Origin of the sequence: Candidatus Synchoanobacter obligatus, from assembly GCF_024259865.1 — a bacterium.
GTDB lineage: Bacteria > Pseudomonadota > Gammaproteobacteria > Comchoanobacterales > Comchoanobacteraceae > Synchoanobacter > Synchoanobacter obligatus.
The window spans coordinates 209599-223438 of the sequence record NZ_JAKUDN010000002.1 but is presented as its reverse complement, the minus strand read 5'-3'; the positions used below and the strand labels follow the sequence as shown (position 1 = coordinate 223438).

Genomic DNA, 13840 nt, shown 5'->3' with positions numbered 1-13840 from the left:
AATGTTTTGTGTGTTTTTTGTGCTGGTGGTTTGCTGTCGATGCAGTTTTTTTCATTCCCCACCCAGCGTAGACATACATGAGTACTACACCCTCAGGTAGGTAGACCTTATTATTAAATAACAGCTTGGTTCTCAAAAACGTCCAGAAGTACTGAGATAGTTTAATGAACAAGCGATTATGGGGAATACAAAAAGATGCATTTAAACGCTGACTGCATAACTTGAAAAACCATGCGCAGAGCCATCATTATTAGCTGCCGCCATGGTCACATCTTCATCAGCCCTCAGTAAGTCAGATGCAAACTCAAGTGCAGACCCATCATTATTAATTGCCGCCATAACCACATCTTTATCAGCCCTCAGTGAGTCAGATGCAAACTCAAGCGCAGACCCATCATTATTAATTGCCGCCAGAACCACATCTTTATCAGCCCTCAGTGCGTTAGATGCAAACTTAAGCGAGTAGCTACTATACGCTAGTGCAGCGATCACAATTCCCTTATCTCCTTGAAGCTTATTAGATACAAATTCTAGGAATCCTAAAGCACTTCTGTCATGTATTAGCACAGACATGACAAAATCACGGTCTGTGTTGAGTTTTGCTGTTTTTTTATCTGATAAACGAAGATTATGTCTTTGAGACATTGATAATAAATTGAAAATATTGCGATAATTTGGTGAAAATGATTTCACTGAGCTTTTACCATACAGCTCAAACGCTAGTATTTTATCCGCAACGGCTGAAAGCATTGGCCGTATTGTCGTCCCCGTCCCCGCCTTTACTATAAGACTCTCAAAATAAACTTTATCAAACTGTGCGTACCTCAATATTGTTTTTAACAAATCGATTCGATTGCTGGCATTCTCTAGGTATTTGCGAAGATCACTTTCCTTATAAAAGCAGAAATCAAGGGCCCTAGATAAAGGTATTTGCTTTAACAATGTTTGCACACTGATGGCTAAATTATGAATATCTTCTCTGGATAGCTGCGTTTTCTTTAACCCTTTTTTCACGCTGATGGTGGGCCTCTCCAACCCCCCTATATAAACGCATTTCTTAAAAAGAATGGTATAAAATTCCCGGTTATCCCAATATGTTCTAACAAGAGCTCTCTCACGTGTTTCTTTTTCCTCATTATATAATGCCAGAAATCTCTCAACTGCTGTGGCCACACCCCCTTCAGATATGCGAATATCTAGCTGCGATCTCAGTGGAAAAATTGGCGCTGGATAAACACTTGCTTGTAGCGCAAATATACAGCATACATCATTGATATTGCTAGCTATTATTTTGTGCATCAGCTCAGGATCGCTGGCATTTTCTATCTCTATCTGCAGTCTATCCTTTAGCGATCCTAATGAGATTCTTATATTGTCAGCTGCATATTTTATAAAAGATATTCGGTGAAGAAGGCACCGTTGCATTCCCTTTCCCGTCGACTTAAATTCCACCAATAAATTTACATTCCATACATAAGGAGAAATCGAATAAGTTGAATCAAGCTCTTGAAATAGTGAGGGCAGCATGTCTGATATTGCTATATTAAGATCATCCATAAACCTTTTTTTAAAATTGAGACCAAATACCCCGCCGGCCATAATGATTAGTTCGCCAATAAGCATCAATTCTCTTTTTTCCGCTGCATCTAAAAGGCTTTCCCCGGCGGCACGGCCATCCCATGCCGAAGATTCAATACACTTAATAATGGCCATTAGTAATCTAGTATTACTCATTATTGCAGTAAAAATTTGTTCTAAAGCGGATTTATCTTGATAAAGAAGAATTGTAAAATCGCCACCTGCCTCAATCAGCGCCGCTATAACCCCCATGTGCCCCATTGTTGCAGCGATAAAGAGCGGGCTTATGCCACTTCCAGTCGCTTGATTAACATCAGCACCTGCAGCAATTAGTGCATCAACAGCCTCTATGTTACCATGTAGTGCAGCCATATATAGTGGGGTTATGCCATTATTTGTAGTCGCTTGATTAATATCAAAACCTGCAGCAAGAAGTGCCTCTACAGTATCTGCGTGTCCGTTTTGTGCAGCGACATAGAGAGGGGTTGCGCCAGTACTTATAGCCTGATTAACAGAAGCACCTGCAGTAAGAAGTGCATTAGCAACATCAAGGTGTCCATTGGCTGCAGCTATATAGAGCGGGGTTTCGCCAGTACCTTCTCTAGCCTGATTAACATCAATGCCTCCTTTCTGCAAAAGCGCGACAACAACCTCAAGGTGTCCCTCTTGTGCAGCGATATAGAGTGGGGTTGTACCAATATCTGTTCTAGCCTGATTAACCATAATACCTGATGCTTTAATCAGTGCCGCTACTACTTTATGGCGTCCTTGGTGTGCAGCGATATAGAGTGGGGTTGTACCAATATCTGTTCTAGCCTGATTAACCATAATACCTGATGCTTTAATCAGTGCCGCCACTATCTTATGGCGTCCTTGCTGTGCAGCGATATAGAGTGGAGTTTCACCAGTATCTGCTCTAGCCTGGTTAACCATAATGCCAGGCACTGCAATCAGCGCTGCTACAACCTTATGATGCCCTTCTTGTGCAGCGATATATAGAGGGGTAACGCCAACACCTATAGTCGCACGATTAACCATAATGTCAGGCGCTGCAATCAGTGCCTCCACAACCGTATAATGTCCTTTGCGTGCAGCGACAAAAAGTGGAGTTTCGCCGGTATTTTCACTAGCCTGATTGACCATAGTCTCAGGCGATGCAATCAGCGCTGCCACAGCCTCATGTTGTCCTTGGTGTGCAGCGATATAGAGCGGGGTTGTGCCAAGATCTGTTCTAGGCTGATTAACCATAATTCCTTGCGCTGCAATCAGTACCGCTACTACCTTATGGCGTCCTTGTTGTGCAGCGATATAGAGCGGGGTTTCGCCAGTATCTGCTTTACCCCGATTAACCATAATGCCTGGCACTGCAATCAGCGCTGCAACAATCTCATGGTGTCCCTCTTGTGCAGCTGCATATAGCGGGGTTGCACCATCAATATTAGCCTGATTAACCTCAATGCCCTCTTTCTGCAAAAGCGCAACAACAATATCCGGCTTTCCATTAAATGCAGCAATAAATAGTGGGGATGAGCCATTAACAGAGGGCTGATTGATTTCAGCACCGGCAGCAATAAGTGCATTAACAACCTGTAGATGGCCAGCTTCTGCTGCTTTTAATAGTTTTTCGTTTAAATTAGAAGTTTCTTTTATATTTATTGGCACTTTACTGCTCCAGCGTTGTATTCATTACTTAAATTATGCGAAAAATATCAAATTATGTCAAATTTTTAGCGAGCCCAATTGTCTTTTGGGATATGTTATATTTATATGTATCTTCAGTGAGCACTGAATCAAGCGGCCATTTCTAGGCATCAGCTGTATCTAATATTAAAAAGGTCTTAAAATGACCAGTGTGTTGCTTCTGAGGAATATGAATCACTTTTTAATTTGCAATATTTGTGTATTCTTTGTGCTGGGGGTTTGCTGTAGATGCCGTTTTCTTTTTCATGATTCATCCATGAGTTTAAGAGCGCTTGTATCAGTTATCTCTTGAACCAATCCCCATCACTTCACACCGAATCCTTTATGGCCCCTAAAATACAGCTATCGCATGATATTCTTGAAAAACCGCAAGCAAACGTTTAACCTTTAACTCAATATAGTAATGAGGCAAACATGAACACATACCTTGTTGGTGGCGCAGTACGAGATGAGATTTTAGGAAAAAGGGTATCTGAGAAAGACTTTGTAGTGATTGGTGAAACCCCTCAGAGCATGCTCAACAAAGGGTTTAAGCAAGTTGGCAAAGACTTTCCTGTTTTTCTCCACCCCAAGACACAAGAAGAATATGCCTTGGCAAGAAAAGAGCGCAAAACAGGGGAGGGCTATCATGGCTTTGACATGGATACCAATACCTCTATTACCTTAGAAGAAGACCTGCTAAGAAGAGATCTCACCATTAATGCTATTGCAAAAAGCACAACCGGGGAAATAATCGACCCATATGGCGGGCAACAGGACCTTGAAAACAAAGTGCTCAAGCACGTATCAAGTGCTTTTGTCGAAGACCCTCTGCGCGTTTTGCGGGTGGCTCGCTTTCAAGCATACCTCCCTGATTTCAAAATTGCACCAGAAACAATGTCATTCATGCAAAAAATATGTGCTACTGCCAATGAAATCAAAGCACTGCCCTCCGAGAGAATCTGGCTAGAAATTGAAAAGTCAGGCCATCATAAAAGATTTGATCTTTTTTGGGCAACACTTGAACAATGCGGCGCACTTGATGCTCTCGATATTCAATTATCACCCAGCTTCATTCCAAGCGTCCAACAATCAAACCTGACAGGTGTTGAGCGCATGCTCTCCGCCATTTGGCACCAGGAAAGCATCGAAGGTTTTCTCGCATTATCTCTTCCCTCCCATATGGCCAACTGTATCAAAATCATTCACTCCCAACGCCACGCATTGCTGTTCCGGGAAGCGCCAGAGGCGCACGACCTGCTAACCGTATTAAAACGTTTAGATCCATTTCGTAGACTTGATAGGGCAAAGACCATCATCGCATCTATGCCTGATCATCCAAACAAAGCATTACTCCTTAAGCTTTGCACGGCTTTGCACAACATGGATATTGCAGCAGTCATCAAAGACTCCCAGCCTCAAGACCGCCAACATCTCATTGAAAAAGCTAGAGCCTCGCTGATACAGTCTATTCTCGTCTCATAGAGACAATAGGAATCGTTAGGAATTGACCCTAAAGTGCATAATGTCGCCATCTTGCACAGCATAAGCCTTGCCTTCTAAGCGCCACTTGCCGGCTTCTTTTGCACCTGCTTCACCAGCGCAAGCAATGAAATCTTCATACGAGACAACTTCTGCCCGAATAAAGCCTTTGATAAAGTCTGTATGAATGACACCAGCAGCATCCGGAGCCAAAGCCCCCCTAGGAAACGTCCACGCTCTAATCTCTTTTTCTCCAGCCGTAAAGTAGGTTTGTAAATCTAATAGCTGGTAGCCTTCTCGAATCACTTTATTGAGACCTGGCTCATCTAGGCCAACCTCTGCCAAAAACATTTCCTGATCATCAGCATCCAACTGAGCAATCTCTGCTTCAATTTTACTGGATATTTTCACCACATCAGCGCCTTTTGACTCGGCATATGCTAACAAGGTATCCACATGTGTCCCCGCTAAGCTTTCATCACAATTGGCCAAATAAAACATTGGCTTTGCCATCAAAAGTTGGTGAGTTTGACAAAGATCCCAAGCATCACCAGATAAGGTATCCTGCCTCAAAAATTCTTGGCTGGTTAAAGCCTGAATAATATCATCCCATGCCTGCATAATCTGAGGTGAGTTTTGTTTTTTCGCTTTGACTTTGGCTCTTTCTGCAATCTCAATATCCGCAAGACACAACTCAAACTCAATGGTTGCAATGTCGCTGACAGGGTCCACCCGATTGTCTACATGGACAACATCAACACTTTCAAAGCACCTGACCACATGAATGATGGCATTCACCTGACGAATATGCCCCAAAAACTTATTCCCCAAGCCTTCACCTTCTGACGCTCCCTTTACCAGCCCCGCAATATCTACAAACTTCATTGCTGTAGGCAATACCTTTTGAGTAGGGACCAAGGCATTGATAGCTTTAAGCCGACTGTCTGGCACCAGCACGACCCCCTCATTCGGCTCAATGGTACAAAACGGGTAATTCTCTGCAGGAATCATATTCTTTGTTAATGCGTTGAAAAGGGTAGACTTACCTACATTTGGCAACCCAACGATACCACAACTTAATGCCATAATTTTCTCTCTTTATTTAAAGACTTATGCTTATAATACTGCTAGATCTCAAAAAATGCAACCATCTCGACAAAAACAAACCCTCGAACATTTTTCACTTGTAGTAGATTTTGATATAAAAGCCATATCGTGGTATTGTGCTAAAAAACCTGAGGAAGAGATGCAAACAAGGACACCCAAACTAAAATCTATGGATACATTTTCCCAGCACACGAAAACAGCATACTGGGATATATGGATCGAAAAGCCTCTGACATTAACAGAAGGGGGGGATATTAGTGGACTATGGGGGCACTTAATTGCAACTCAAAGCTTTTCACGACACTTTGTCATCATCAGCCATATGCTACAGCTGTCAAACAATGACACCGCTTCGCTAATCTCTGATATCGTTAGCGCTTTTGCTGCCGAAGATATTCCGTTCTTATTAGAAGTCCAAGAAACGCTTCAAACAGCGCTTATTGAGAGCTCTGGATATCCTAAGCCGACACAGTTTCACCCTGACAAAATCGCCTCACTACCGTTCTTTGACCGCAATAACCGGCACCATATCGCACATGTTGTCCTCGGATTTTTGCTCTTTACCGAGAACACAGAGGACGAGCCACACAAAACCGAGCTTTTACTCAAACAGGCCTTCTCTCAAAAGAGCCCTCCAGATGACACAAAGCTGCGCCAACTAAACGCCTGGAGGTCCATAAACACACCAGCCTTTGAGAAAACATTACCTGAAGCGCTTACCTCACAGTTGGCAAAACTAAAGTCCTCTCTAAAAGACTTAGACACATTAAACAAAATCGTGGAGCAAAGCGGCCCCATGCCGGCTGCCAAACAGATCCTGACTGAGTTGCAAAAAATTTTAAGCCCTTTTATCCCCGGATTCTCATCTTATCATACCATCAACCTATACAAAACAAAGCTTAAGGAAATTGCAGACCTTATCTCTTCAGCTCCTGATAACACACAACCACAAAGAACCCTTGCCATCATTATTGCAAAGGTTCTCTCACGCGGCGGCCCCTTGGCTTCAAGCACACATGGAATTTGGTCAGAGCTTGTCCCAACCGGCAAGCAGCTAAAAAAAGCGATGTCCATAGCTACGATGCGAGCTAGCGATCGACCTCTTTTAGTTATTGCAAAAGCTCTGGAAATTGACAATGCTGTCTTTTCTGATCCTAAAGCTCTATTCAAAAAAACAAGCAATGACAACCTCGAATATAATTTATGGAGATGCTTTGCCGCGACAAAAGAATGTAAGATGTCAGCCCAGGATCACTATGTAACGCTACTAGAACATCATCTCAACGCTCCTAACAGCAGAAGAAGCGTAAAATCATTCGAAGACACAGCGGAGGCCAAGCCTGTAGACACGGCTTCTGCCGGAGCAGCAGAGGGGGCCCTGCCAGCGGTGCAAGTTCCCGTATGGAAAAAACCACCGACTGATCTGAACCCCTTAGCAATCCAGGTATATGACAAAGAAAAAGCCATGGCTGCAGTTAAAGCTGCGCAACGACAAGAGATGCAGGACATGCTTAGCAGCATGACAAAACTATTTGGACAAACCGCTCAAGCCACAATTGAGTCTGCTAAAAAACAGGAACAAGAAGCACAACGACAAGCCATGCATGATATGCTTAGCAGCATGACAAAACTATTTGGACAAACCGCTCAAGCCACAATTGAGTCTACTAAAAAACAGGAACAAGAAGAGAAGCATAGCGCTCCTGAGGGCGCAACAAAAGAACCTGGAAAAACGCAAAACGACAATTCCAATGACGCAAAAAGCTCACCGAGCTTCCTATGGATGTTATGGGAATACGCTTGTGCAGGACTGAGCTGGCTACTAAGCCCTGTCTCTTATTCATGCCAAGCAATACAAACACGTATTTTACCCATTATTCCTGAGACATTGGCCAATGCCTCTAAGGCCGCCGCTTCTTACGTAAGCGAGCATGCAAGAGCCTATAGCCCCTTTGCTGGCCCTACACAATAACTATCCAACTAGCATCCTTCAAAAAGCAGCATAGAGTATGCATAGCTATTGAGGGGTATCATGTTTAAGTAGCTTTGTAGGTTGAATGCAAAATCTCAGTAAAACTTGCATACTTGCCTTGCAGCAGCAAGTTAATATGCTTTAGCACAAAATCGATATTCTCTTCAATCTTCTCTCTATCATCTCTAGAAGGGGAGGCCAGAACATACTGCTTCACTTCAGCAGCATCTTTTGGTCTACCAACACCAACACGCAATCGATTAAAACTTGGCCCAACATGAGAGATAATACTTTTAATGCCATTATGGCCTCCAGCACCACCTTGTTTTTTTACCCGAGAGCAGCCTGGATAAAAGTCCATATCGTCATACGCAACCCAAACATCTTCTACTGGTATTTTATAAAACTGCATCAACTGCCGCAATGCCAGTCCTGAATCGTTCATATATTGCTTCGACTTAAGCAGATATGTTTTGCCATAATCATGCTGCCAAATATAAACGTAATAATTTGGTTTTTCCTTTGCTGTCAAACCATGCGCCTCGATCAACGCATCTATCAACCAATAACCCACATTGTGTCGATCATTTTCATAAGAGCGTCCAGGGTTTCCTAAGCCAGAGAGTATTTTCATGCCCACCTATCAATCTATAAATCATTGAATTATAGCATAGCCTCATAAAACATCACGACTTATATATCAGAGGCGATTCATATAGCACATGACTGTTAATGAAAGATTCAGACATTGAGTGCGGTCGCTCAAAAAGTATAGGGCGCCAGAAATCATGGCGCCCTCTATATTCCAAAAACATGCTCATGTCAATCATGCCTTAAGAGACACCTTATCCATCAGCGCCCTCTGCCTGTTCTGCTTCTTCAGGCTCAGAGTCATTATCGTCAGCCGCTGCTGTCTCAACATCCTCTTCAACCACAACTTTTGGTGCATGAATGCTAACGACGAGCGGATCATAGTCTTCACTAATGGCTTTGTCTAAAACACACCCCTTTGGCAATGTCAACTCACTTAAATGAATTGACTGGCCAATTCCAAGCGCCTCAATGTCCACCAGAATATTCTCAGGCAGATTCTTTGGTAACACTTTAATGGCTATTTCAGTCACAACATGGTCAATGACGCCGCCTTCCCTAACCCCCACTGCATCGGCTTCGTGTGAAAACGAGAACGGAACATTAACCACCAACTCTTTGTTTTTAGATATCTCAAAAAAGTCAATATGCTGAATTTGATTGGTTGATGTTGAGCGACGTATGTCTCTTACCAAAACATCCATCGTGTCTTTTTCAAGCTCAATTGAAAATATCTGTGATTTAACTGGGTGTGACTTCATAAAAACATCCATATGTGACATGCTCACCTGAAAACTTCGTGATGGCTTCCCATGCCCATAAACAACCGCTGGATAATGCCCGGATTGTCGTAACCGACGACACTGACGACTACCAACTTGTGATCTACTTTCTACCTTAAGATTCATATACTACCTCCATTTAAGTAGCTTATGTTAGCCAGTATTTTTACGTTGACAGATTTTTTTACCCAGAAATGTTATTTTGTTTGATACGTACTGCCCACAGGAAAGAATTCTCCCTCTGAAAACGCAACAAACTGCCTGTTTTTTTTGTTGGAAGGTTTGTAACAACATTGATTTTATCTCAAAGTGCCTGGTCACATCAAAAAACTTTGGGGATGCTTGGGTATGTTTGTATCCACCAAGATGGAGTCCCTTAAATCTAAAGCAAAGCGTTCCAAGACAAACCGCCGGTTTTCTTGCGACCATGATACCGCCGCGAGGCATCTGAAACTCACCTGACTTACGACCATACTTTAACCCCCTTAGTCGAACCGACCAGCCAAATAACCCAGCCTTTTTAATGGTTGATATGGCATAATACCCAGGCTTCATCTGCAAACAGTTGAAACCGTATCTCAAGTAATAAGTCGTCTCGCCGACATCCACACGCCGTCCCAACTCGTCCGCAAAGCGAACCAACTCAACGTGTAGGACCTTTGCACGAGAGTGCTCTGTTTCATCTAATAGTGTATGTGAATTCGTATATGCCGGCTCATGGTCTTTTTTTGACCAAGGCCTTCCATATGATCCCCCTTTATTCCCCTTCACAAAGCACTTAATAACCGCCAGCATCTAACCCCTGAACCAGACGACCTATATCCTCTCCCACCGAAAGTTTCTCAAAAGTTTCTGGAATCCCTGCAACGGTGTCAAACGTAACCAGTGCATCAATATCCGATGTTGCCAGAATATGGCTCACAGCCCCTGGAAGCACCGCATGAGTGACATATGCCACAACACGATTGGCACCTTGTTGTTTTAAACGCTGCGCTGCTTTCTGAAGGGTATGCCCCGATGCCACCAAGTCATCAATAATCACACAGTCTCTACCTGCGATATCGCCCAAGATTTGTAGCATTTGAACATCGTCTTCTGTCCTGACTTTTTCGACCATTGCAATAGGCGTATCTTGTTCTGGCTTTACTTGCTCCACACGCTTCATCCCCCCAATATCTGGAGAAACCAGAACCAATGAATCAAATGTTCTCATCTTAATATGCTGTTTTATTAAATGCGCCGTAGAAACTTCATATACTGGAACAGTAAAAAAACCACTGATTTGCTGCACATGTGGCTCCACCAAAAYAACCGCATCAACGGCTTGAGAAATCACCTGAGCAACAACAGAAGCAGAGTAGGCATGATGATTTTCGACACGATCTTGTCGCATATACGCCAAATAAGGAATAATCGCAGTCACCTTCTTTGCCCCCAAACGCTTAGCGGCATCAATCAACAACAATAGCTCTACAAGATAAGTATTGGGCTTCACTGCAAGTGACTGTACAATATAAACATCTTGTCCTTGAAACGACCCGTCAAGCTGAACACCAATCTCTCCATCGTCATAGGTTATTGTTTGAGAAATCTCCAGGGATACGCCCAGATGGTCTGCAATTGACTCTGCTAAACTGACGTGCGATGTTCCTGAAATAAGTGCAATCATCACTATCCTTGTATAAAGATGGCTGGGGCGCCTGGATTCGAACCAGGGATCATGATACCAAAAACCAATGCCTTACCGCTTGGCTACGCCCCAATCTTCTCTATATTTGACGAAAAGGCTGAAATTGTCAAGCAAATTATCATACTTTATCATTTTCTTATGCCAAAATCGTCTTTATCTCTGCTAACGCGTTCCGTGCCTGCTAATCAAATAATCTGCATGTTTATGATGCGGATCTATAGCCGGCGAACACAGCTCCGTCCTTGCAGCCAAAGGCTCTAAAACCGTATCGCAGATATACTCACCTGGTGTCTTAGGTACTGAAGACACACGCGGGGCTGTCGGCGCAGCTGGTATTTCAGGAACATCTGCCGTAACCTCTGAACCAATCAGCAATACCACCACAGCAAGGATACCTGCAGCCCACCATGGTGCCCCAAATGCATAAGCCACTGGGCCCAAAACGACAGCGGCAAGCACCCAATAAATCATACTGCTTGATTGGGCTGCTGACGCCATCGTGCACCGATTAGCTGGGTGTAGTTCGCCCGTCAAACCTGGTTTCACGGTTCCGTTAACCAATGCCTGTAGCTGTTTCTGAAAGAGGCTCTCATGACTCCACGGAAAATGAACCTTTGTCTTATGCTGCTCGAGTTGATCTGCATACTGCGCTAAAACATAATAATATTGCTCAGCATACCATTGTTCATTACCCTGAAAAGCACCACATCCAAGGATTGGCAACACAAGCGAATTATCCAAGCCAGTTTTTTTGTTCATCACCTGTAAATGTTTTTCTACCGCTGCTGCCAACTGAAAACGAACCATTTGAGCAAAAACTTTATTGCCTTCAGGCGTTGATGCGAATTCAATATTTTGGCTTCCGGTCCTCCTACGAAAATCTGGCGCATGCACCGCAACAATATTTAATCCCGTATGCACATCTTCAGGCGCCTCCCAAGAAAAAGGCCCGAACAATGATGCTGGCATATGTAGATAATTGGCATAACCGGTACTAGGAATCTCAGGCCTCTGGCGCGCTACGTCTTCCCGAAACTGCGTAAAAACACCATGCTGGTCCTTGCTAAAATATCCTTTTTCCAAACGTCTTTCTCTAATCTGGTCTCCATAGAACGGAAGGGCAGCATAAGCACGAATCTTATCAATCAGCGCCTCTTCTTGTGAGCCTTTTAGGTATCCTTCCGCCCCTCATAAGCTCGCCCGCCTCCCCAGTGCCACGCATTCATGCAATTTAAAATGGTCACAACTGATGATAAGCGAATTGATTCTCCAACAGACTCCTTACCCACAAAATCCATAGCGATACCTTTGATGTCGCCACAATATTGCGTATAATCTTTCTTCAGGTAACGCTCACGTACATCATTTGACATAAATGACAACTTGTGTAGAGAGTGACCACTGCCTTTATGCAATGGGGCACCTGGGATTTGATACTGATTCCACAGGCCGTCTTTCTTAAGCATAAAATCTTTTAAATATCTGTACATTTCTTATAGGCATTTAACACCTTAAATGCATTATGCTGTTTTTTCACATTAAAATCAACCAAATATCACCTCCTTCTGGCCGCATACACAGTGCTTGCTAGCAACCATTTGGTGGGAAACATAGATAATGATAGCATTCGGTTTGTGCTCTCTGAGGCGGTTATAAAATAAGACTTCATCTTTAATCGATAGATGATTACACGCTTCATCTAATAAATACAATGGTGACTCAGTTGCCAGCGCGTATAATAAATTAATTTTTTGTAGCATGCCTTGAGACCATGCGCCCTGTATGTGCGCCATCGACGTTTTTATCTGGGCCGGAAGGGCGTCTACAGCCGCTTGAAGCCCAAACAGCTCAAGATCAGATGGCTTAACATAATCAGCCAAGACTCCTGAAACCAATAACAAACTACTCCCCAAAACCACCCGATGTTTGACAGACACCTGTGCCGCCTCTAGATGATTCAAGGTCAATTTGCCCCCCTTATATGGCACAGCGCCCAGTAGCATTCTCAAAAAGGATGTTTTTCCACTCCCATTTGCACCGATAAGCTGTAATGTATCACCCGGTTGAAGCAACAAGGTAATGGGGCTGCTGTTGGCAAACATCGATAACGTTTCACACCTTATGGCAGAGATGGCCTCAATAGTCATCTTCTCTTGTGCTATAGAAGAGACTTTTGGTAGTGCCAAATATTCAGCAGCGCCCCCCCAAGCCCCCCAAATTTGGTCCCCCAAACCCAGCCATAGTAACAGCCCCTGAAAAGACCCTTCCATCGGGTGTATCCACCACAATAGCCCAAGCGTTACTATCCAGCCACCCATTCCGGACTTAATGCACTCTTTTTGGATTGCATTTTTAAAACACAAAGAGGCATACGGGTTCTTCCTCAACGTCCTTGGCGTTAAAAATAAACGCTGAGACAATATATCCTTATGATACAAATCATACGAGTGAGCATCTTGTTGCCAACCCCCACGCCGCTTGTCTGTACAATAAACACCGACCCCGATGCAAAGCAAAGATCCAATGCCGCCAATGACAACCCAAAGGTGGTGCTTAGGAAAAAAGTGCCAAAGCACCACGGTCCGTAACACCAAGCCAAAAGCCTGAGGGAATATTTGCATCATCATTATTTCTACTGATCTAACAGTCGCGTCAATATGCCAAAGCATCTTTGCTGCACAATGCCTTCGCTGACCCTCAGACAGCAATACTGCATCATCTTTTTGATCCACAATGCCGACCATCTCTGATTTTATATGATGCCAAATAGGCAACAATAAGACTGTTTGCACCCGCCCGCAAAAATGTAAGGCAAGCCAAGCCAACAGCAACTGCCAAACAGGACCAACCAATAAGACAGGCAGCAGAACCTGGCTACAAGAAAACAACAGCGCCAAACTTAAGAGTATGGCACTTCTTAATGGAAACTGCCTTAGACACGACCGCCATATTTGCATA

General features: G+C 43.6%; 11 protein-coding genes and 1 tRNA gene. 2 read left to right on the top strand and 10 right to left on the bottom strand.

Annotation, left to right across the window (positions count from 1 at the left end; translation table 11 throughout):
* Positions 1-201: 201 nt before the first annotated feature.
* A complete protein-coding gene (locus tag MKS91_RS05310) occupies positions 202-3240 on the bottom strand; it encodes an ankyrin repeat domain-containing protein (protein WP_258569334.1) in 3039 nt (1012 codons plus the stop codon).
* A 453-nt stretch (positions 3241-3693) separates the two neighbouring features.
* Here MKS91_RS05310 and MKS91_RS02855 point away from each other — a divergent pair, with 453 nt between their 5' ends.
* On the top strand, positions 3694-4743 hold the full coding sequence (locus tag MKS91_RS02855) for a tRNA nucleotidyltransferase/poly(A) polymerase-related protein (RefSeq protein ID WP_258569333.1): 1050 nt from the start codon (positions 3694-3696) through the stop codon (positions 4741-4743).
* Between the two features lie 15 nt (positions 4744-4758).
* On the opposite strand, the gene ychF is transcribed toward MKS91_RS02855, so the two are convergent.
* Complete coding sequence (ychF, locus tag MKS91_RS02850) at positions 4759-5826, bottom strand: redox-regulated ATPase YchF (RefSeq protein ID WP_258569332.1); 1068 nt, start codon at positions 5824-5826, stop codon at positions 4759-4761.
* A gap of 55 nt (positions 5827-5881) precedes the next feature.
* Here ychF and MKS91_RS02845 point away from each other — a divergent pair, with 55 nt between their 5' ends.
* Positions 5882-7819 carry a hypothetical protein gene (locus MKS91_RS02845; RefSeq protein ID WP_258569331.1) on the top strand — a complete coding sequence of 646 codons (1938 nt, stop codon included), beginning with the start codon at positions 5882-5884 and terminating at the stop codon, positions 7817-7819.
* A 64-nt stretch (positions 7820-7883) separates the two neighbouring features.
* Here the strand turns inward: MKS91_RS02845 and pth are convergent, their stop codons facing one another.
* From pth to MKS91_RS02805, 8 genes are all read right to left on the bottom strand, one after another.
* On the bottom strand, positions 7884-8453 hold the full coding sequence (gene pth / locus MKS91_RS02840; protein ID WP_258569330.1) for an aminoacyl-tRNA hydrolase: 570 nt from the start codon (positions 8451-8453) through the stop codon (positions 7884-7886).
* 211 nt (positions 8454-8664) lie between these two features.
* On the bottom strand, positions 8665-9318 hold the full coding sequence (locus MKS91_RS02835) for a 50S ribosomal protein L25 (protein WP_258569329.1): 654 nt from the start codon (positions 9316-9318) through the stop codon (positions 8665-8667).
* Positions 9319-9345: 27 nt separating this feature from the next.
* Positions 9346-9987, bottom strand: coding sequence for a hypothetical protein (locus MKS91_RS02830; RefSeq protein ID WP_258569328.1), 642 nt, complete (start codon positions 9985-9987; stop codon positions 9346-9348).
* Positions 9971-10861: a ribose-phosphate diphosphokinase gene (locus tag MKS91_RS02825; RefSeq protein WP_258569327.1), complete on the bottom strand. Its 891-nt coding sequence runs from the start codon at positions 10859-10861 to the stop codon at positions 9971-9973. Before MKS91_RS02825 ends, MKS91_RS02830 begins: the two co-directional genes overlap by 17 nt.
* 19 nt (positions 10862-10880) lie before the next feature.
* Positions 10881-10954, bottom strand: a tRNA-Gln gene (locus MKS91_RS02820).
* Positions 10955-11044: 90 nt separating this feature from the next.
* Positions 11045-11965 carry a hypothetical protein gene (locus MKS91_RS02815; RefSeq protein WP_258569326.1) on the bottom strand — a complete coding sequence of 307 codons (921 nt, stop codon included), beginning with the start codon at positions 11963-11965 and terminating at the stop codon, positions 11045-11047.
* 86 nt (positions 11966-12051) lie between these two features.
* Positions 12052-12372 (bottom strand): hypothetical protein, encoded by a 321-nt coding sequence (locus tag MKS91_RS02810; RefSeq protein WP_258569325.1) that lies wholly within the window; start codon positions 12370-12372, stop codon positions 12052-12054.
* Positions 12373-12426: 54 nt separating this feature from the next.
* Positions 12427-13839 (bottom strand): ABC transporter ATP-binding protein, encoded by a 1413-nt coding sequence (locus MKS91_RS02805; RefSeq protein ID WP_258569324.1) that lies wholly within the window; start codon positions 13837-13839, stop codon positions 12427-12429.
* Position 13840 lies beyond the last annotated feature (1 nt).

Coding starts and splice junctions, on each gene's coding strand:
- MKS91_RS02835 (WP_258569329.1), bottom strand. CDS start 9,318: ATGAATCTTAAGGTAGAAAGTAGATCACAAGTTGGTAGTCGTCAGTGT.
- ychF (WP_258569332.1), bottom strand. CDS start 5,826: ATGGCATTAAGTTGTGGTATCGTTGGGTTGCCAAATGTAGGTAAGTCT.
- MKS91_RS02830 (WP_258569328.1), bottom strand. CDS start 9,987: ATGCTGGCGGTTATTAAGTGCTTTGTGAAGGGGAATAAAGGGGGATCA.
- MKS91_RS02810 (WP_258569325.1), bottom strand. CDS start 12,372: ATGTACAGATATTTAAAAGATTTTATGCTTAAGAAAGACGGCCTGTGG.
- MKS91_RS02855 (WP_258569333.1), top strand. CDS start 3,694: ATGAACACATACCTTGTTGGTGGCGCAGTACGAGATGAGATTTTAGGA.
- MKS91_RS02845 (WP_258569331.1), top strand. CDS start 5,882: ATGCAACCATCTCGACAAAAACAAACCCTCGAACATTTTTCACTTGTA.
- pth (WP_258569330.1), bottom strand. CDS start 8,453: ATGAAAATACTCTCTGGCTTAGGAAACCCTGGACGCTCTTATGAAAAT.
- MKS91_RS02805 (WP_258569324.1), bottom strand. CDS start 13,839: ATGCAAATATGGCGGTCGTGTCTAAGGCAGTTTCCATTAAGAAGTGCC.